The following is a 19,462-nucleotide window of genomic DNA, read 5'->3' on the forward strand; positions in this document are numbered from 1 at the left end:
TCTAGATTATGCAAACTAAGACTGTTCTTGGGCAGCTTGCTTGGCTGCTTTTTTCTTTTCACGGTTTTTACGGAAAAAATCTTGCATGATAGCTGCACATTCGGTCTCTAAAATCCCAGTCTCCACTTCCACTCGATGATTGAGACGAACGTCCGTCAGAATATCATAAAGACTGCCTGCACCGCCAAATTTTTGATTGGCAGCCCCATAAATCACTTGCGGAATGCGGGCAAGCCCAATAGCTCCACTACACATCACGCAAGGCTCAATGGTCACAAATAGGGTGCTATCTAGCAAACGCCAATTGCCTTCGTTTTCATTGGCATCATCAATCGCCATGATTTCAGCATGCAAAATGGCTTTCTGACGTTCTTCACGCGCATTATGTCCACGTCCAATGATGTCACCGTTTTTCACGATAACACAGCCAATTGGGATTTCCTCTTTTGCTAGCGACTTTTGCGCTTCCTTGAGCGCTTCTCGCATGAAATATTCCTTTTCTTCTTGTGTAAATTCAGCCATTATAGCTCACCAAGTTGCCATGATTTGTGTGGCTCAGCCAAATCAACAGAAACACCGTCAGCATAATTTTCTGCTTCTTCTTTAAGCATTTGAAGGTGATTTTCGGCATCAATGCCTTGCGGTGGAACTGGTGGCGTGTGCGTCAAGACAAGAGATGTCACACCTGCAACCTTGGCAATTTGCCCTGCTTCTTTGGTTGTCAAATGCGCTGGATGATTTTCATTTCCTGCATAAAGGTAAACATCTGCCAAAAAGAGGTCAGCGCCTGCAGCAAATTTATCCAAGCCTTCAAAATAGCCCGTATCACCAGTGAAAACAAGTGTTTGCCCTGTTGCATGTTCGACAATACGAAAAGCGTAGCAAGGAACAGGGTGAACGGTTTTGATAAAGGTAATGTCGAATGGACCAATCTTCTCAACGCCGTTGACATCATAGGCTTTCCCTTGAGAAACACCGTCTAAAGTCAGTTTAGCAAATTCTTGTTCATCTTCGGTGTGTCCGTAGATTGGCAAAATTTTAGGCTCCCAGAGATGTTTGGGATATAGTTGGAAATAATGGCGTAGCACGCCTAAATCAGCAACATGGTCAGGATGATAATGTGAAATAATCACCGCATCCAAGTCAAGTGGGCTGATTTCTTTTTCTAATTCTGTGACAGCGCGACTTCCACAATCCATAAGCAATTGAAAACCGTCCTCACTCGTAACGAGATAAGAGGTCGTTCCGCCGTCTTTATATGGGTAAGCTCCCCAGCAACCAAGTGTTGTGAGTTTCATCGTAGAATCCTCCTCTAGTAATGCTTACTCACATTATAACATTTTTTGAAAACTATCTCTTACGGCACTATCAGTCTATCTTTAAATTTATAGGCTACAACACTAGCAATAATTGCCTTAATCGTATCTCCTGGGATAAATACAAGATTTGATAAAAGAGAAGTCAACAAAGGTGTGTGTATATAAACAGATAGATAAATTGCTCCCACCACATCAACAAATAAAACACCACCTAGTAAAATTGCAATTAAATTATTAATAAAAGATGATGTCTTAAAAATTTTCAAAATCACATTGATTAGAATTGGCACAAAAAACCAAGCAACCACATAACCAGCCGTTGGTCCAGCAAAAACAGCAAACAAAGTACTACCAGAAAAAGCCGGAATAAACATCCCCAAAAGGAAAAACAGAAGAATCGACAGGCACCCTTTTTTCCAACCTAAGAGCACACCTGCTAACATGATTCCCAAATTTTGCAAAACAATTGGAACAGGGATAAACCCCAGTGGAATTGCTGGAATAAAACCTAAAATGACAAGAATAGTTGTCATCATTGTAATATAAAGTAAATCTCTCACGTTTTTCATAAATTACTCCTTAAAATAAATGGTTTCGTGTAAGCGACAGTTTGGATTAAAGTTATGATAACAATATGGACAAGCCCCTTTTTTATACTCCGTGTAAGTTAAAAAATGGCGGCAATTACCACAAAAAACAGGTGAGGCAGCTTTTACCGAAACTGATTCAAGAGGGTGATTTCGTAGCTGATTATGACATTGATAGCAAGCAAAATAATCTTGGCACTTACCACATTTGAGAGCAACAATGTCCTGCTTTGTATGATAATGTTTGCATCTTCCTTTACTATCAAGATTAATTCCATAAATTATCATAATCATCAACCTCCTAACAAAGTTTACTACTTTACTCGTTTTTAGTCAACCTTTTTATTTTTTGGGTTGACTCTTTTTGGAATCTTCTCACTGATAAAGCGCAAAAAGTCTGGAGCAGCTTTGCCCCAGACTTGGTATGCTATTAGAAATTACGGTCACTCTTGTTATAGCCGTAGCGTTCAAAGAAATCTTCGCGGAATTCCAAAAGATTATCATCCATAATAGCTTGACGAACTTTTTTCATCAAGTTGACAAGGAAGTAAAGGTTATGATAGCTTGTCAAACGAAGCCCAAAGGTTTCATCAGCTTTAAGCAAGTGACGAATGTAAGCACGTGTGTAATTGCGACATGTATAGCAATCACAATCATGGTCAAGTGGTGTGAAATCTTCTGCATAGGCTGCATTTTTGACCACCAAACGCCCTTCACTTGTCATGCAGGTTCCATTTCGAGCGATACGTGTTGGAAGTACGCAGTCAAACATATCCACACCGCGGATAACACCGTCAATCAAACTATCTGGTGCACCAACGCCCATAAGGTAACGTGGTTTATTTTCTGGCAACATTGGCACTGTGAAATCAAGCACCTCATTCATTTCTTTGTGTGATTCTCCAACGGCAAGTCCACCAATTGAATATCCTGGGAAATCCATGCTGACCAAGTCACTAGCTGATTGGCGACGAAGGTCTTTGAAACCAGCACCTTGCACGATACCAAAAAGTCCTTGGTCATGTGGACGACGATGTGCTTTCAAGCCACGTTCAGCCCAACGACTTGTACGTTCGATTGATTTTCTAACGTAATCATACGGTTGGTGGAATTGAGGGCATTCATCAAAGCTCATCATGATGTCCGATCCAAGATTATTTTGAATAGAGATGGCTTTTTCTGGTGAGAGGAACATTTTAGCACCGTTAAGGTGGTTTTTAAATGTCACCCCTTCCTCAGTGATGTTACGTGTATCAGCCAATGAATACACTTGGAAACCACCACTATCAGTCAGAATCGCTTGGTCCCAATTCATAAATTTATGAAGTCCACCAGCGCGAGCGATTAATTCGTCACCTGGACGTAACCAGAGGTGATAAGTATTTGATAAGATAATTCCTGAACCCATTTCCTTGAGTTCTTCTGGCGATTGTGTTTTAACTGTTGCTTGCGTTCCAACAGGCATAAACATTGGCGTTGGAAATGTGCCGTGGGGCGTGATAATTTCACCCAAACGAGCACCTGTGTGTTTTTCTTTCTTAATTAAGCGATACTTAATCGGATAATCTGTCATTTTTTTCTCCTAGCTACCACAAAAAACAGTTGTGGGCATTTTTTATATTGTCATGATTAAACAGTAATCAGACTGAGAATTTGAGACTGAAAAGCTCATTAATCTCTTGCCTTGTATTATAAAAAATACAAAGTACAACCTCTACGATTTTACCAAAAATCACATCTTTTGTCATGTCTCTATGGTTTAGTGTGTTATATCTAATACAATATGATATAATTAAAAACGTGGAAGTAATTATTTTTTTAAGGGATAATAAAGGAGGACCATTATGAAAGCTTCAGAAACACGTCGAAAAGCTAGAGAATTTCTTAAAACTCTCTCTGGTAAATACCAACTGTTTATTGTTTCTATTGTTTTAGCGATTCTTACCGTTTCAATTTCTTATCGTCAAACAATTTTCACAACAAGCCACGGTACTGAATTTAGCATCACAGAATCTGTTCCAAGTATCATTGGCATTCTATCTGCACTATTTCTTGCGTCGGCAAGTTATGCTGTACTTGACGTAATTCGCTTCAAACGCAACCACGTCGAAGTAGGAGACAACATGATTGTCTTTTCAAACGAACTATTTGGGAAATACGTTTTGACAGCTATTTTAAAATGGCTATTTCTCTTCTTATGGTCTTTGATTGCTGGTGTCGGAATATTTATTTTTACTATCGGAGTTACTTATGCAGCTGTAGATGATTCTGCTGCAGGATGGATTATTGTGATTATCGGTTTGATTGCGATGATGGCGGGATTTGTACTTGCTATTATTAAAAACTATTCATACTGCATGACAACTTATATTCTTTATGATGATGTCCAAAACGGCACTTATGAAGGTCCTCGTAGCGTTATTGATAAGAGTACAAAACTGATGAAAGGAAATAGATGGCGTTTCTTCTGCTTACAATTTAGCTTCATTGGTTGGTACATCTTAACAGGAATCACTTGTGGTTTGCTTTACTTCTACACACTACCATACACTACAACAGCCAACCTCTTCTTCTACGAAGACTTACTAGAAAATGCTGAATAATATAACAAATCACCCTAGCCTTGCTAAGGTGATTTGTTATATTATTCAGGTTTATGACCAAAATCCAATTTGAACCTTTACTTATCCTCTCGATAAGTCATAAAAAATTCGCCTGCTGCTTTTAGTTTTTCTTGACATTTTGGGCAAATGCCGTAAGCTGTCAGTTGAATTTTTGTGATTTGATAACCTATTTGTTCATAAGCTTCTTTGCCAATATCAATAGCATCAACATCCATAAAATCAGCAATTTCACCACAGTTTTTACAAACAATGTTAATGTGCTGATGTCCCATAAAATCATAGTAAGTTGTGGTGTCGTTTGTTACTTTTAACTCGGCAACAAATCCTTCATCAACCAATACTTTCATATTGTTATAAACCGTTGCTAAACTCATATTAGGGTGTTCTGGCAATAGGTCTCTATAAATTTTATCGACACTAGGGTGCTCATGACTATTTATAATATAAGCAATAATGGCTTTGCGAGTCTCCGTTATACGGATATGTTTCTTTTTGAGATGCTCAATGACATTCTCATAGGCATCCAAAGGACGGTGGTGAGTGTGAACATCCATTATAGCTCTCCTTATCTAATTTACTAAGTTAATTATAACATAGTTTAAAAAAGTACATGTCAAGACACGCTCACCTATTTTATGATAAAAATCAGACAATTTCAAGTTACTGAGATATTTTTTAGAAAAAATTGATGAAATTGTCTTTTGAGATATTATTTTTGATTTTTTGTAAATATCGACATAAAATTCTTGACTGTTTCTTGCCTTTGGTTTTATAATATATTTATCGTTAACGACATAAAAATAAATAAAAGGAGAAAAAACAGGTGACAAAAATATTTAAAACTTTGGACGATTTTTTAGGAACTCACTTTATTTACACTTACGATAATGGTTGGGAATACGAATGGTATGCTAAAAATGAACACACTGTTGATTATCGTATTCATGGCGGTATGGTTGCTGGGCGTTGGGTCAAAGACCAAGAAGCTAATATCGTTATGCTCACAGAAGGCGTTTATAAAGTTGCTTGGACAGAACCAACTGGTACTGATGTTGCCCTTGATTTCGTGCCCAATGAGAAAAAATTGAACGGTACGATTTTCTTTCCTGCTTGGGTTCATGAACATCCTGAAATTACGGTTTGCTTCCAAAATGAACACATTGATTTAATGGAAGAATCTCGCGAAAAATACGCTACTTATCCAAAATTAGTCGTTCCTGAATTTGCTCACATTACCTATATGGGTGATGCGGGGCAAAATAACGAAGATGTCATCTCTGAAGCACCATACGAAGGCTTACCAGACGACATTCGTAACGGGAAATACTTTGATGATAATTACAAACGTTGGAAAAAATAATTATCTAATCTGATGAATTCTTGCTATACTAGTTATAAACAACTATTCATTACAAGGAGGTCTTATGCCTAAAGAACGTCTCTTACCCTATATCATTTTGGGGATTGTCAAACATTCTTCACCGATTACTGGGCAGGCTATTACGAAACAATTTGACAATGAGATTGGCGAATTTTGGCGTGCTTCTCATAGTCAGATTTACCCTGAATTAAAACGTATGTCCAATGACAATTGGCTCAAACAAACGACCTCTGAAGATAATGCTAAGGAAAAATATTACCAATTAACGAGTGAGGGGGAAGCAATTCTTTCTAACTGGTTAGAGGAGACGGTCGAGGAAGCGCCTATTCAAAAGGACCTTTTCTCTTTAAAAATGTTCTTTATCCACGACCAAGCTAACCCGCGAATTTTGTCCTTATTAGAGGAAGAACGTCAGATTTTGCTAGAACAGCTGGCGCATTTTAAAATGCGAGAAAAATTACTTTTTTCAAGCTCGAAAGATATTGAGCGTGCCTACGGTCACTACCTTATCCTAAGCCGCGCCATTTCCCGTGTTAGCAGTCAATTGAGCTGGATTGAGGACACTATCCAACAATGGCAGAAACAGAATAAAAACTGAGAGTCGCTTTTTGCGGACTCTCAGTTTTTTTGTTAGCTTACAAGCCTTGATATTCAATCTTGATGCATTTGTTCATGACAATTTTATCACGTCCTGCGGCTTGTAAAATATCAGCAGCTTCTTGACTTTCTAGACCAAGTTGCACCCAAAAAATGTCGGCATCTGTTTCAATGAAATCTTTGGCAACTTCTGGTAGAAATTCACTTCGTCTGAAAACATCAACAATGTCAATGTGGACAGGAACGTCTTGAAGTCTAGCATAAGCTGTCTCGTTTAAAATTTTCTGTCCTGCTAATCTTGGATTGACAGGAATAATCGTATAACCAGCTTCTTGCATGATTTTTGAAACACCATAAGCTGGACTATTTTCACGATGTGATAAACCAACAACAGCAATGGTTTTGGCATTTTTTAAATAATCAGCAATCACATCTTGACTAGGATTTTGAAATGTTGTCATCTGGCTGCCTCCTTTGTATGACGTTTTTCTTAAGTATAACATAGTTAATGCAAAAACCAAGCTACCAAAGTTTGGTAGCTCGTTTCTTTATTTCTATTTTGCTTCGTACCATGTTTGTCCTGCATTTTCGTCTGCAATGAGGGGTACTGATAAGTCAATCGCTGATTCCATGGTTTCTTTGACCAATGTTTTAACGGCTTCAAGTTCGTCTTTTGGTACTTGAAGAATGATTTCATCGTGTACTTGTAAAAGCATTTTTGTCTTGAATTGACCGTCAACTAAGGCTTTGTCAAGGTTGATCATGGCAATTTTGAGAATATCAGCTGCACTACCTTGGATTGGTGAGTTGATAGCTGTGCGTTCTGCAAATTGACGAATATTGAAATTACGTGAATTAATATCTGGCAACTCTCGGCGACGGTGGAAAAGCGTTTCGACATAACCTTTGTCTTTGGCATCACGCACCACGCGCTCCATGTAATTTTTAATGCCTGGATAGCGTTCAAAATACGTTTCAATGTATTGTTTAGCCACTTTACGTGGAATGCCGAGGTTATTAGCAAGCCCATAATCCGAAATGCCGTAAACAATACCAAAGTTAACAGCCTTAGCATTACGACGGTCATTTGGTGTGACATCTTCTGTTTTTTCAATACCAAAGACACGCATGGCTGTTGACGTGTGAATGTCTGCTCCTTCACGGAAAGCCGCAATTAAATGCTCATCATTTGAAATGTGAGCCAGAACACGCAATTCGATTTGTGAGTAGTCAGAACTTAAAAGCACTTCATCTTCTGTCTCTGGGACAAATGCTTTACGAATCAAGCGCCCTTGTTCCAAACGTACTGGGATGTTTTGCAAGTTAGGGTCAACACTAGACAAACGACCTGTTTGCGTCAAATCTTGTAAGTAACGGGTGTGAATTTTACCATCCTGCAAAATGAAATCCTGCAAACCAACGATATAAGTTGATTGCAATTTGGCAATTTGGCGATATTCCAAAATTTTAGACACGATTGGCGAGATTGGCGCCAATCGTTCCAAGACATCCACCGCTGTTGAATACCCTGTCTTGGTTTTCTTCGTGTAGCTTGTTGGCAATTGCATCTTGTCAAAGAGCAATTCACCCAATTGTTTTGGCGAATTGATATTAAATTCCATGCCCGCCAAATCGTAAATTTCTTGTGTCAACTCATCGATAACAGCCTGATTAGAAGCTTCCATTTCTTGAAGCGTTGCTTTTTTAACCGAAATACCTGCAATTTCCATTTTAGCAAGGACATTTGCCAACGGTTGCTCCATGTCAAAGAGAAGGCTGGCTTGTTGGTGTTCTGTCAACTTGTCTAGCATGACTTTCTCAGAATGGTTCAAAACCACAATCTTACGTGCTAAATGGCTGAGCAGCACCGATTTTTCAGGAACGGCACGCTTAACCCCCTTGCCATAAACAGCTTCATCACTATCTAAAACATAATCCGTGTAAAGTCGTGCAATAGTTGACAGTTCATTGTCATCAACCGTTGATAGGAGGTATTTTGCCAAACGGCTGTCAAATGCTGGCGCTGGTAAATCAACACCAAAATGACTAAGCAAGACTTTGCTACGTTTGAAATCGTAAGTTTTGATTGGTTTAGCTAGCGCTGCTTTGAACAAATCGTCCTTGAGAAGGTCAAGATTGGTTGACGCATAAATCGCCTTGTCATTTCCCCAAGCAAAGCCAATGATATTTTCAACGTGATAATTATCACCTAAAATTTCAAAATAGAAAAATTGGTCATCTGCGAACATATCCGCACTCAAGCTATCCACCTCGGTGTAGCTAACGTCGAATTTTTCTTGTTTCTTCGGAGCACCTAGATTGTCTTTAAATTGCTTGAAGCCCATTTCATCGTAAAATGGTACTAATTTGTCTAAATCTGGTCCTTGATAGTCGATGTCGTCCAAACCAATGGTAATCGGTGCACTGATATTGATAGTCGCCAAGGTCTTAGATAAGAAAGCTTGCTCTTTATCATTAATCAAGTTTTCTTTCATCTTAGATTTCTTCATGCCGTCGATGTTTTCGTAAACACCTTCAAGGCTGCCATATTCTAAGAGAAGTTTTAGACCTGTTTTTTCACCAACTTTGGTAACACCAGGAATATTATCGGATTTATCACCCATAAGGGCTTTAAGGTCGATGAATTGTTTTGGCGTAATCCCCATTTTTTCCATAAGGTAAGTTGGGGTGAATTCTTCAAACTCAGCCACACCTTTTTTGGAAATTTCGACGGTTGTGTTGTTATCAGCTAATTGAATAAGGTCTTTATCTCCGCTGACAATGGTAACGTCGTACTCGTCCTCATTTTCAGCTAATTTATCCAGCGTTCCGATGATGTCATCGGCTTCATAATTTTCCAAATCATAGAAAGTAATGCCAAGCGCACTAAGCATTTCACGAATGTAAGGCAATTGCTCACGGAATTCATCTGGCGTTTTGGCACGACCTGCCTTGTAATCTTTGTACATTTCTGTACGGAAAGTCGTCTTACCAGCATCAAAAGCCACCAAAACGTGTGTTGGCTGAACTCTTTCTAATAAATGATTGAGCATGAGGTGAAAACCGTAAATGGCATTGGTATGCAAACCAGCACGATTTTTAAAGCGATCAATCTGATTATACAGTGCAAAAAAGGCACGATAAGCAACGGATGACCCGTCAATTAAAAGTAATTTTTTCTTGTTTTCCATGGCTTTATTATAACATATCTTGAGCTTTCATTTGGCTTTGGAAGGTTGAAGAAATCCTTTTTTCCAAATTTCTCTAAAATGACACACAATCTCCACTTTTATAACATTTTTTTGTATTGGAATTAATAAAGGCATTAATTTCAAAGATTATGGTGAATTTTCTGGTTTTTCTGTCTTTAGTAGAAAATAATCTTTCACTTAAGTTTTCTTTAAGGCTAGCTTTTTATACTTTAACTATTCCTAAAACTTTCACAGCTAGGTTTGCTAGCTAACGTTCACTTTAGCACCTCCCAAGCTAAGTGAATGTATCTTTTTCATAATCTCCTTAAAGTCTAGCCTTTGGCTAGGCTTTTTGTGTTGAAAAAACACTTCCATTATGCTGGAAGTGCCATTTTATCATTATAAATAATTCACTAAATACATCAAAATTGGGACGATGAGCATGGTGAGAAGGGTTGATTCGGTCACCATAATAGCTGCGTAATCTGCGTCTGCTCCGTAAAGTTTTGCGACAACGGGGGCGTTTGTCATAACAGGCATGGCTGATTGGATGATAAAGACTTGTTTCATTAGTAATGGCATTTGCGTGTGGCTAACAATCACCATCATTAACAGCGGAGCTACAACAAAACGTCCTAAAAGAACCAAAACATTGTCTTTACTAAAACGCAGGCGTGACAGCCCTGCATTTGCCACCGAAATCCCAATAAAAATCATTGATAGCGGAATCGTAAGGTTGCCCAAATATTGAAAGTCGCTAAGTAAAAAGGCAGGCAGTTGGATGTTCAATAGCACCAAAATCACCCCAATAATAAAGCCTAAAAGCGGTGGTGAGAAAATTTTTCGTAAACTATCACGAAAGTCAATCGTGGCAGAATGACGTCCATCTTTTTGGATAAAATAAGTTCCAATCGTCCAAAAGAAAGTCGTGTTGCACATGTAATAAACCAAAACGTAAGGAATGCTTTTATCACCAAAAAGGGCTTGATTGATAGGCAATCCCACAAAAATGGTATTGGAATTAAAAAACATAGAGACAAACAAGCCCTGATGTTTTTTATCTACGGCAAATAGCTGCGCTACCGCCATGGCAATCGCAAGTAGAATAATCATCGAAAGAGCAGGAAAACGCAATTGTGGCAGCATTTTTAACAATTCATCAGCCGTGAAACGACCAACAATCGTATAAATCATGTAACATGGTAAAGCCACTTTGGTAACTAATTGTGCAATCAAAGAGGAGGTCTGGTCATCAAACCAACCTTTTTTAGCTAAAACATAGCCCACCATAACCATGACCAAAATAACTAAGACACCTGAAATACTGTTCACAAACGTTGTCATTACTTACTTCCTTTTAAACTAATTATTTTCAGTATAGCATATTTTCTTAGGTTTCTTAAGTACGGTTAAAAAATCACTTAAAAACGACTGTTTTCCAGTCGTTTTTAATGTTAGATATTAGCAAAAATAACTGCTGTATTAAGGGAGTAATCAAATACAGTAGGTATGAAAGCTCCTGAGGAAATTATAGGGAACTTTCTTTGTATCATAAAACATTATTAAAGGTGATTGACAGTGTTGACAATATTATCAACTGTGAAACCGTAGTGTTCAATCACCTCTGATGCTGGTGCTGAAGCTCCAAACGTATCAATACCGATGACTTTGCCGTCTAAGCCAACGTATTTATACCATGGTTGGGTTGCCGCCATTTCAATAGCAACACGTTTCCGAACAGCATTTGGGAGAATCATTTCTTTATATTCTGCTGGTTGGTCATCAAATAATTCTGTTGACGGTACTGAAACAACTCGAACCTTACCACCTTGGGCAACTAATTTTTTAGCCGCTTCTACCGCTAAATTAATTTCTGAGCCTGATGCTAAAAGAATGGTATCAAAATCTGCGCTTGACTCGTAAACAACATAAGCACCTTTTTCGACGGCAGTGAAACTTGTTCCTTTTTCAACAACTAGATTTTGACGTGTTAAAACAAGCGCTGTCGGCGTTGATTTTTGTGTCAAAGCATAGTGCCAAGCAGCCTGCGTTTCACGGGCATCTGCTGGGCGAAGCACTGTCAAATTTGGAATTGCTCGCAAACCTGATAATTGTTCAATTGGCTCATGAGTTGGTCCGTCCTCACCAACAGCAATGGAATCATGAGTAAAAACATAGACAACTGGCAAGCTTTGGAGAGCAGACAGACGCATGGCAGCTTTAAGATAATCAGAAAAGACAAAGAATGTCCCACCAAAAACGCGAAGCCCACCATGCAGTGCCATACCATTCAAAATAGTTGCCATACCAAACTCACGAACACCAAACTGAATATTGCGATTAAGTGGATGTTCAGCATCTTGTAAGCCATCATCGTTAATATAAGTCATGTTTGAATGAGCAAGGTCAGCTGAGCCACCAAGAAAATTAGGAAGAACCGCTGCTGCCGCATTAATCGCAGCTTGTGACGAGTGACGTGTTGCTTGTGAAAAGCCATCGTCAAAAACAGGAAAATCTGCTTCTGTGAGCGTTGCTGGGTCCTCTCCTCTAATAATAGCTTCAACTTCTTTAGCTTCATTTGGATAGGCTATTTTGTAGTCTGCGAGCATTTCTAACCATTTTTGATATGCTGCAACCCCACGCTTCTCTACATTTTCTTTAAAATCATCATAAACCTCTTCGGGAACGTCAAACGGTGGATACTCCCAGCCAAGATGACGTCGTGTGGCAGCTATTTCTTCAGCACCGAGTGGAGCTCCGTGAACCGCATTGGTTCCACCTTTTGTTGGTGCACCGTAGCCAATCGTTGTTTTAATTTCAATCAAGCTTGGCTTGTTAGAAGCTTTTGCTTCTTCGATAGCAAGACTAATGGCATTGATATCTGTGCCATCTTCAACAATAGCAGTATGCCAACCATAAGCATTGTAGCGTGCACGAACATTTTCAGTAAAAGCAGCATTTGTCTCACCATCTAGGCAAATATCATTTGAATCATAAAGAACAATCAACTTATTCAATTGCTGTTTAGCTGCGTAAGATGATGCTTCGCCAGACACTCCTTCCATAAAGTCACCGTCACCAGCGATAACATAGGTATAGTGATTGAAAATTGGAAAATCTGGTTTATTGTATTTTGCAGCTAAGAAACGTTCCGCCTGTGCTAGTCCGACAGCCATAGAAATCCCTTGACCTAGTGGTCCAGAGGTTGCATCCACACCATCAGTATGACCGTATTCGGGATGACCTGGCGTTCTTGACCCCCATTGACGAAAATGTTTCAAATCATCAATCGTAACGTCGAATCCTGACAAATGAAGAAGAGCATAAAGCAACATTGAACCATGCCCTGCTGATAAAATGAAGCGGTCGCGATTAATCCAGTTTGAAACAGCAGGATTGACACGCAAATGTTTAGTGTAAAGACTGTATGCCATTGGAGCAGCTCCCATAACGACTCCTGGATGACCTGATTTGGCTTTTTCAATGGCATCAATTCCTAAAAAACGAATGGCATTAACAGATAATTGTGACATAATAATTCTCCTTGTGAAATCATTCTGCTAACTTTTAAGATTATTCACCCTTAAAAATTTTCCAATCCTGCATAAACTGTGTTAACCCTGAATCCGTCAAAGGGTGTTTGGTCATTTTATCAAAAACAGCATCTGGAATGGTAGCAATATGAGCACCTCGTTTCGCAACGTTCTCAACATGAACTGTATTACGAATACTTGCTGCAATGATTTCCGTATCAAAGTCATAAAAATCAATGATTTCTCGCAAATCTGAAATCAATTGGTAAGCATCTGTGCCGATGTCTTCCAAACGTCCAACAAATGGACTGATAAAGGTTGCACCAGCTTTGATAGCCATAAGCCCTTGAGATACCGTAAAAATAAGAGTGACGTTGGTTTTAATGTTTTCTTTTGAAAGCACATTGACTGCTTTCAACCCTTCCATTGTCATCGGAATTTTGACCACAATATTATCTGCCCATTTAGCAATATCACGCGCTTCAGTAATCATTTCTTCAGCTGTTACGCCTGTGACTTCTGCCGATACGGGACCGTCAACAATCTGGCAAATTTCCTTGATAACCGTCTCAAAATCACGCCCTTCACGGGAAATAATCGTTGGATTAGTCGTGACACCGTCCACGACACCTAGTTCATTAACCGTTTTAATCGCCGAAACATCAGCTGTATCTAAGAAAAATTTCATTGTTTGTCTCCTTTTCATTTTTTCTGATAAAATAAAGGGCTGATAACAACCCTTTATCCTACTAAAGTAAAGCTTTAAACTGGATATTTGAATCGTGCTCAAACACATCATCAAAACCACGTGGGTGGTGATATTCAATACGGTCTTTATCTTGTGGATAAACATATTTACCACCAACTTCCCAGATAAATGGGTGGAATTGATATTGTAGGCGTTCTTTGCGCATCTTCCAGAGAGCAAGGATTTCATCCGTTGAAGCCATAAAGTTTGACCAGATATCATAATGCACTGGAATGATGACCTTGGCACGAAGATTTTCAGCCATGCGAAGAAGGTCAATTGAGGTCATCTTGTCTTGAATACCAATTGGATTGTCCCCATAATTGTTAATCGCAACGTCAATGTCGAAGTCCTTACCATGTTTTGCAAAATAATTTGAAAAATGTGAATCGGCACCATGATAAATCGTTCCACCTGGTGTTTCAAAGATGTAATTAACTGCCTTACGTGCCATCTCTTCATCTGTCACAGCAAGTCCTTTCAGACTATCATTATTTTCCTTGGCACCGTCAACAGGAAGCGTCACAAGACACGTACGGTCAAAAGATTCAACAGCAGTCACTTTAACATCTTTAAATTCAAAGCTTTCTCCTGGTTTGATAATAATGATACGTTCTTCTGGAACACCCCATTTTTTCCAAATTTCCCCACATTCATAAGGTCCCACAAATTTAACGTGGTCAAGTTTTGGATTGTTTACAATGGCAGCAGCGGTATTGATATCAATATGGTCGCTATGGAAGTGAGAGACGAGGTAGTAATCCAATTCATTAATGGCAAATGGGTCAATAACCATTGGTTGCACGCGCAAGTTTGGTTGTAATTTACGAACCCCCGCCATATTTGCCATTTGATGTCCCCAAACCATATCTTTGACTTTCTTAGTTGATTTTCCTCTATTTGACCAGAGGTCCATAACAATATTTGCACCTCCTGGTGTCTTAATCCAAACACCACAATTGCCTAACCACCACATAGCGAAATTATTTTTAGGAACGACTTCTTCTTCAATTTCTTCGTTGAGCCAAGTTCCCCATTCAGGAAAAGTATTTAAAATCCATGATTCACGTGTGATGTCTTTAACATTAGCCATTTTGTTTCCTCCTATTTGTATTGTTACGTTATTCATTTACAATAACAGTATAGTCTAGAAAGCGATTCCAAAAAAGACCAAGTATTACACGATGATGTGTTCATTTTTGGGCTGAAAGTTTTTAGCTATAGGGTTTTACTATTGATTTTCTAAAATATAATGATAAATGTCCTTAGGAGAAAAATTATCTAAGGCTTCATAAAAGTTTTCCTGACCTAACAGTTTTAATAACTGATTCATAGCCAGTAAATGGACACTACTTTTAGGTGCTGAAAGTAGCAAAATATATTTCACACTACTTTTATCTTTAAATATAAATGGATGTTTTAAGACAACTAAACTCATCCCCAAATTATTTCCACCAGTATCAGTAGCGTGTGGCATACAAAACAAGGAAGTTAATCTCATTATTACCCCTTTATGATAATCATCAATAAGTTTTTCCAAATATTGATTTTGGATGATGCCACTTTGGAGCAAAGGTTTAGCTGCTTTACAAATTCCCTCCTCATAATCTGAAATTTCCACATTGGTCTGAATAAATTTAATTTCTAAAAGGTCAGATAAATTGGGCTCTGCAATTCTATTGCAGTCAATAATTCTTTTATCATTTGGTGTTAACAAATAAGTATAAAGTTCTTGTTCTAATTGCTTAGTATCCTTAATCTCAGTATTTTTATTGATGATAGTAACTAAGTCTGTGACCCTTGGTAAACGAACTTTATTAATTCCGAATTTACTATAGACTTTGCGTAATAAATTATAGCGTTCCTCTGACGTCATGACTGGATTAACAACAAATACTTCCTTCGCTAAAGAAAATAGGTCTAAGTTTGATTCTGTTGAAAAAATCATATCAACTTTCGAAGGTTCAACAAGTAAACTGTTTTTATCATATGGACCAAGGAAGCGAAAATCTGGGAATAAAAGTTTTAATTGTTGAAAGACAAGTGCAGAGCTTCCAATTCCATTTTGACAAACAACTGCTGCAACCAATTTACCATCATCTTTTATACCATAATCTTCAATAGCAACCGCGAAATGTAAAGTTAAATAGGCAATTTCTTCTTCTGGAATCGGAAAATCATAACAATCTTCTATCTCTTTTAAAGCTAATCCTACAATTTTAAAAAGGTTGGGATATTGTGATTTTATACGTGATGAAAATTGGTTCAAAATTGGTATTTTATAAATCATTCTATGATGAACCGCTCTAAAGTGACTGTATAAATTATTTTCAACTTCTTTCATGTTATAAAATTCAATCCCTGATAAAAGTTCAAAGCGTTTAATAACCTTATTAACAAGTTCCAATATGATCTTTCTATCAAAGGCATCTTCACCAATATGAACCGTGGTAAAAGTCAGTATCCATGAAGTTAGAAAGCCAATTGCCTCTTTGTTAGTATCTGGGAGAAATTGATTTAAGATATCCTTTGATAGTTTAAATTCCTTTGATATCTCCAAAGCTTTATATTTATAATTGTCATCATCAGACGAATTACTTTTTAAGCGATTAAGAAAGAGAGATAAAGTGTATACAATTTCTGTCAATTGCCTATCTGTAAATGTAAAATCATACTTTTTAGAAAAAGCAATAAAAGTTTCATAAATCTGTTTTAAAACATCTATAGATTCATTGAAAAAGAAATAGTCATAAAAGAATGTTCCAAAATCGGAAGCTAGATCTTCCAAAATATAATACATTGCTAGATAGCGAATTTGATTTTCATCTCCTGATAAATAATAGCCAACATTTCTATCATTTTTAATTTTAATATCGGATGGTTTTATTTCCTTTTGCAATCTCTTAATATCACTAATAACAGTTGATTTACTTACTTTTAGTGACACTAGAAAATCACTAATTGATAAATAATCGGATGGTTTATTAAAAATTAGAAAGAAGATATATTTGATTCGCTCGTCCGCATCTAACAAATAGTCAGTAAATAAAGTATTGTTAATAAAACAATCAATAAAGAATTGCTTATTCTCTGAGGTTAAAATGATATTTTCTTTGAATATTGATAACGCAGCCCTATCGTTCTCTAGTAAAAAAGAGTTAATATGGTCCAATGCGTAAAGAATTTGTTTTTTAGAAAGAGAAGTCTTTGACATGAGTTTGGTTAGACTAATTTCTTCTTCATTAATTAAATAATTCATAATCTGAATTGATTTTTTATCTAGCATAACCGCCTCCGTCTGCATTTATTTCATAGCAGTTCTTTACTCTTATTAACTGCTTCTCTTAATGCTCTAGCATTTTGTTCAATTTCTTGTGCAGTTCCCTTAGATAATAAACTGCCAATTCCCATGCAGTCTACTCCTTGTTTTAACCACTCATTAACATTGTTTAGAGTCACCCCACCCGAGGATAAAATAGGAACATACGGCATTGGTGTCTTTATAGTTGAAATAATATTTGGTCCATACAAAGATGAGCTCGGAAAAGCTTTTACCATGGATGCTCCTGCTTCTAATGCCTCCACCACTTCAGTCATTGTCATACAGCCAGGCATATAAGCAATCTGATAGCGATTACAGATTTTGGCTACCTCTTCCTTAAAGGTAGGGGCAATGATAAATTCTGCACCATTAAAGATAGCCTCTCTAGCCGTTTCACTGTCTAATACCGTTCCAGCCCCTACCAGCAATCTATGGTTATACTTTTCCTTCAACTGCTGAATAATATCCCCAGCATTAAAATTAGTATAACTAATTTCCAAACAAGATACTCCTCCAGCTAAACAACTTTCTGCAATTTCCTTAGCACGTTCAAAAGTTGTCACGCGGATGATTCCCATCAACTTCTCTTCATACAATCGATTAAGCACATCTATTTTTTTCATTTTATTTTTCCTTCAAAATTTTCATATTCTTGGTAAGATTTTAATACTTTGTTGATTTCCTTTTTTTCATCTGCTGTTAAAGTCAACTTAACTGGTGATAGAGAATCACCTACAGGAATACCAATTTGATTTAAAGTATATTTTAATACTGATGGTATAGTTGAATATTTCAATACCTTTCGATAGGCGTTTATACTTTCTTGTAATTTCTCAGCTTCTTTTAATTGATGGCTCAAAAAATGTCTGTAAATCCCAACATCTGTTTTTGTTAAGACATTTGATGTTGCTGCTACTGCACCATCTGCTCCTAATTGTAAAGCTGCTAAAATTCTTGAATCCGATCCAACCAAAACCGAAAAATCTTCCTGTCTTGTTAAATCAATATATTTAGCTAACTGTTCAAGATTGCCACTACTATCTTTTATACCAATAATATTTGGGAGTTTAGCCAAACGTCCTACCGTCTCGGGTTCCAAATTATTCCCTGTATTTTGAGGAATATTGTATAGAATAATGGGAAGTGTAACCGCATCTGATATTAATTTATAGTGGGCATATAATTCATCTTGCGAAAATGATAATAAATAAGGTGTAATAATTGAAACCGCTGATACGCCTACTTCTTCCATTCTTTGACTTAAAGCAATAACTTCCTTGGTTCCTATTGTCCCAGTTCCCACATAAACAGGAACTCTACCTGCGACAACTTCAACAACCATTTTGGCATAAGCCACTTTTTCATCATCACTTAGTCCAAAAAATTCTCCATTTGTTCCCAAAATAAATAGACCGCTAACTCCATTTTTAATCAGACGATTGACTAAACTCACTACTCCATCTCTTGACAATGAACCATCATCATGAAGTGGTGTCGCCATTGCCGTAATAATACCTGTAATTCTCATATTATTTCCTTTCTAGCGACTTTCCAAGACTTCCCCCAGGGTGCCATAGATGGTATTGCTCCATATTCAAATGACTTTTTTCTTGAAGGACAATTGATACCGCTTGTAAAATTAATATTTCCGCAATGATTGAAGCACGAGGAGGTTTATTAAAACTATCCCCTTCCTCTTCAACACCTGCAAATAATGTCAAATCAGTATTTCTAGCTAACCAAGAAGAGTTACCACCTGTTACTGATACAATTTTGATACTTAACTTTTTTAATGCTTCAATAGTCTGTTGTAATTCCAGCGTTTCTCCACTATTAGAGATAGCAATAACAATATCTCCCTCCATCACTTGACCCGCTGAACCATGAACTGATTCCGTAGCATCTAAAAAATACGCTGGTGTTCCTGTAGAAGATAGTAACGCTGAAATATACTGAGATACATGACTAGGCTTACCGATACCAGTAACGTGAACACGTCCCCCATGTTGTTTAGCATCTAAAATCAATTCAGCTACTAAGTTAATTTTTTCTTTATCAATATTTCTAATAAAATTATGCAACTCTGTATCTAAAGTATTGATAAAATAATCTAATTGCAAGTTACTCATAAAAAACTCCTCAACTAAAGAGACTAACTTC

General features: G+C 37.5%; 19 protein-coding genes. 3 read left to right on the plus strand and 16 right to left on the minus strand.

The features are described 5' to 3' along the window. Positions 1 to 15: 15 nt before the first annotated feature. From tadA to tgt, 5 genes are all read right to left on the minus strand, one after another. Positions 16 to 522 carry a tRNA adenosine(34) deaminase TadA gene (gene tadA, locus CCC20_RS04955; RefSeq protein WP_003066731.1) on the minus strand — a complete coding sequence of 169 codons (507 nt, stop codon included), beginning with the start codon at positions 520 to 522 and terminating at the stop codon, positions 16 to 18. Further along, positions 522 to 1,298, minus strand: coding sequence for an MBL fold metallo-hydrolase (locus tag CCC20_RS04960; protein WP_003066734.1), 777 nt, complete (start codon positions 1,296 to 1,298; stop codon positions 522 to 524). The genes tadA and CCC20_RS04960 overlap by 1 nt, the downstream gene beginning before the upstream one ends. A 59-nt stretch (positions 1,299 to 1,357) precedes the next feature. After that, positions 1,358 to 1,888 carry a biotin transporter BioY gene (locus tag CCC20_RS04965; RefSeq protein ID WP_003066736.1) on the minus strand — a complete coding sequence of 177 codons (531 nt, stop codon included), beginning with the start codon at positions 1,886 to 1,888 and terminating at the stop codon, positions 1,358 to 1,360. A gap of 3 nt (positions 1,889 to 1,891) precedes the next feature. Continuing rightward, positions 1,892 to 2,200, minus strand: coding sequence for a CHY zinc finger protein (locus tag CCC20_RS04970; RefSeq protein ID WP_003066737.1), 309 nt, complete (start codon positions 2,198 to 2,200; stop codon positions 1,892 to 1,894). Between the two features lie 136 nt (positions 2,201 to 2,336). Continuing rightward, a complete protein-coding gene (tgt, locus tag CCC20_RS04975; RefSeq protein ID WP_287179369.1) occupies positions 2,337 to 3,479 on the minus strand; it encodes a tRNA guanosine(34) transglycosylase Tgt in 1,143 nt (380 codons plus the stop codon). Between the two features lie 271 nt (positions 3,480 to 3,750). On the opposite strand from tgt, the gene CCC20_RS04980 reads away from it, so the two are divergent. After that, complete coding sequence (locus CCC20_RS04980; protein ID WP_013852298.1) at positions 3,751 to 4,509, plus strand: DUF975 family protein; 759 nt, start codon at positions 3,751 to 3,753, stop codon at positions 4,507 to 4,509. A 77-nt stretch (positions 4,510 to 4,586) separates the two neighbouring features. Here the strand turns inward: CCC20_RS04980 and perR are convergent, their stop codons facing one another. Next, a complete protein-coding gene (gene perR / locus CCC20_RS04985) occupies positions 4,587 to 5,084 on the minus strand; it encodes a peroxide-responsive transcriptional repressor PerR (RefSeq protein ID WP_013852299.1) in 498 nt (165 codons plus the stop codon). Between the two features lie 269 nt (positions 5,085 to 5,353). Between perR and CCC20_RS04990 the strand changes: the two genes are divergently transcribed. Then, complete coding sequence (locus CCC20_RS04990) at positions 5,354 to 5,890, plus strand: phenolic acid decarboxylase (RefSeq protein WP_003066744.1); 537 nt, start codon at positions 5,354 to 5,356, stop codon at positions 5,888 to 5,890. Between the two features lie 64 nt (positions 5,891 to 5,954). After that, entirely contained in the window at positions 5,955 to 6,509 is a 555-nt protein-coding gene (locus CCC20_RS04995) for a PadR family transcriptional regulator (RefSeq protein WP_003066747.1), read from the plus strand. 37 nt (positions 6,510 to 6,546) lie between these two features. Here CCC20_RS04995 and CCC20_RS05000 read toward each other — a convergent pair whose 3' ends face one another. The 10 genes from CCC20_RS05000 to CCC20_RS05045 all read right to left on the minus strand — a co-directional run bounded on the left by CCC20_RS05000 (position 6,547) and on the right by CCC20_RS05045 (position 19,431). Beyond that, entirely contained in the window at positions 6,547 to 6,969 is a 423-nt protein-coding gene (locus CCC20_RS05000; protein ID WP_058692557.1) for a CoA-binding protein, read from the minus strand. A 93-nt stretch (positions 6,970 to 7,062) separates the two neighbouring features. Next, on the minus strand, positions 7,063 to 9,699 hold the full coding sequence (polA, locus tag CCC20_RS05005; RefSeq protein WP_270620153.1) for a DNA polymerase I: 2,637 nt from the start codon (positions 9,697 to 9,699) through the stop codon (positions 7,063 to 7,065). 399 nt (positions 9,700 to 10,098) lie between these two features. Next, positions 10,099 to 11,043, minus strand: a complete 945-nt coding sequence (locus CCC20_RS05010; RefSeq protein ID WP_013852302.1) for an AEC family transporter — start codon at positions 11,041 to 11,043, stop codon at positions 10,099 to 10,101. A 218-nt stretch (positions 11,044 to 11,261) separates the two neighbouring features. Further along, the gene (gene tkt / locus CCC20_RS05015) at positions 11,262 to 13,232 is read right to left on the minus strand and encodes a transketolase (protein ID WP_003066754.1); all 1,971 of its coding nucleotides are present in this window, start codon (positions 13,230 to 13,232) and stop codon (positions 11,262 to 11,264) included. A gap of 40 nt (positions 13,233 to 13,272) precedes the next feature. Further along, positions 13,273 to 13,920 carry a fructose-6-phosphate aldolase gene (gene fsa / locus CCC20_RS05020; RefSeq protein WP_043881192.1) on the minus strand — a complete coding sequence of 216 codons (648 nt, stop codon included), beginning with the start codon at positions 13,918 to 13,920 and terminating at the stop codon, positions 13,273 to 13,275. A 61-nt stretch (positions 13,921 to 13,981) separates the two neighbouring features. Next, positions 13,982 to 15,073, minus strand: a complete 1,092-nt coding sequence (gene ulaG, locus CCC20_RS05025; protein ID WP_041973087.1) for an L-ascorbate 6-phosphate lactonase — start codon at positions 15,071 to 15,073, stop codon at positions 13,982 to 13,984. Positions 15,074 to 15,211: 138 nt separating this feature from the next. Further along, on the minus strand, positions 15,212 to 17,266 hold the full coding sequence (locus CCC20_RS05030) for a BglG family transcription antiterminator (RefSeq protein ID WP_041973084.1): 2,055 nt from the start codon (positions 17,264 to 17,266) through the stop codon (positions 15,212 to 15,214). Between the two features lie 23 nt (positions 17,267 to 17,289). Continuing rightward, positions 17,290 to 17,925 carry a bifunctional 2-keto-4-hydroxyglutarate aldolase/2-keto-3-deoxy-6-phosphogluconate aldolase gene (locus CCC20_RS05035; protein ID WP_003066758.1) on the minus strand — a complete coding sequence of 212 codons (636 nt, stop codon included), beginning with the start codon at positions 17,923 to 17,925 and terminating at the stop codon, positions 17,290 to 17,292. Further along, positions 17,922 to 18,830, minus strand: a complete 909-nt coding sequence (dapA, locus tag CCC20_RS05040) for a 4-hydroxy-tetrahydrodipicolinate synthase (protein WP_013852307.1) — start codon at positions 18,828 to 18,830, stop codon at positions 17,922 to 17,924. The genes CCC20_RS05035 and dapA overlap by 4 nt, the downstream gene beginning before the upstream one ends. Position 18,831: 1 nt before the next feature. Beyond that, the gene (locus tag CCC20_RS05045; RefSeq protein WP_003066760.1) at positions 18,832 to 19,431 is read right to left on the minus strand and encodes an SIS domain-containing protein; all 600 of its coding nucleotides are present in this window, start codon (positions 19,429 to 19,431) and stop codon (positions 18,832 to 18,834) included. Positions 19,432 to 19,462 lie beyond the last annotated feature (31 nt).

Origin of the sequence: Streptococcus sp. LMAG:39, from assembly GCF_008680485.1 — a bacterium.
GTDB classification, from domain to species: Bacteria; Bacillota; Bacilli; order Lactobacillales; family Streptococcaceae; genus Streptococcus; species Streptococcus pasteurianus.

Excerpts from the sequence above, each read along its gene's own strand:
- tadA (WP_003066731.1), bottom strand. The coding sequence starts at position 522 with ATGGCTGAATTTACACAAGAAGAAAAGGAATATTTCATGCGAGAAGCG.
- CCC20_RS04965 (WP_003066736.1), bottom strand. The coding sequence starts at position 1,888 with ATGAAAAACGTGAGAGATTTACTTTATATTACAATGATGACAACTATT.
- CCC20_RS05035 (WP_003066758.1), bottom strand. The coding sequence starts at position 17,925 with ATGAAAAAAATAGATGTGCTTAATCGATTGTATGAAGAGAAGTTGATG.
- CCC20_RS04970 (WP_003066737.1), bottom strand. The coding sequence starts at position 2,200 with ATGATTATGATAATTTATGGAATTAATCTTGATAGTAAAGGAAGATGC.
- polA (WP_270620153.1), bottom strand. The coding sequence starts at position 9,699 with ATGGAAAACAAGAAAAAATTACTTTTAATTGACGGGTCATCCGTTGCT.
- ulaG (WP_041973087.1), bottom strand. The coding sequence starts at position 15,073 with ATGGCTAATGTTAAAGACATCACACGTGAATCATGGATTTTAAATACT.
- CCC20_RS04980 (WP_013852298.1), top strand. The coding sequence starts at position 3,751 with ATGAAAGCTTCAGAAACACGTCGAAAAGCTAGAGAATTTCTTAAAACT.
- perR (WP_013852299.1), bottom strand. The coding sequence starts at position 5,084 with ATGGATGTTCACACTCACCACCGTCCTTTGGATGCCTATGAGAATGTC.
- CCC20_RS04960 (WP_003066734.1), bottom strand. The coding sequence starts at position 1,298 with ATGAAACTCACAACACTTGGTTGCTGGGGAGCTTACCCATATAAAGAC.
- fsa (WP_043881192.1), bottom strand. The coding sequence starts at position 13,920 with ATGAAATTTTTCTTAGATACAGCTGATGTTTCGGCGATTAAAACGGTT.
- CCC20_RS05030 (WP_041973084.1), bottom strand. The coding sequence starts at position 17,266 with ATGCTAGATAAAAAATCAATTCAGATTATGAATTATTTAATTAATGAA.
- tgt (WP_287179369.1), bottom strand. The coding sequence starts at position 3,479 with ATGACAGATTATCCGATTAAGTATCGCTTAATTAAGAAAGAAAAACAC.
- CCC20_RS04995 (WP_003066747.1), top strand. The coding sequence starts at position 5,955 with ATGCCTAAAGAACGTCTCTTACCCTATATCATTTTGGGGATTGTCAAA.
- dapA (WP_013852307.1), bottom strand. The coding sequence starts at position 18,830 with ATGAGAATTACAGGTATTATTACGGCAATGGCGACACCACTTCATGAT.
- CCC20_RS05010 (WP_013852302.1), bottom strand. The coding sequence starts at position 11,043 with ATGACAACGTTTGTGAACAGTATTTCAGGTGTCTTAGTTATTTTGGTC.
- tkt (WP_003066754.1), bottom strand. The coding sequence starts at position 13,232 with ATGTCACAATTATCTGTTAATGCCATTCGTTTTTTAGGAATTGATGCC.
- CCC20_RS05000 (WP_058692557.1), bottom strand. The coding sequence starts at position 6,969 with ATGACAACATTTCAAAATCCTAGTCAAGATGTGATTGCTGATTATTTA.
- CCC20_RS05045 (WP_003066760.1), bottom strand. The coding sequence starts at position 19,431 with ATGAGTAACTTGCAATTAGATTATTTTATCAATACTTTAGATACAGAG.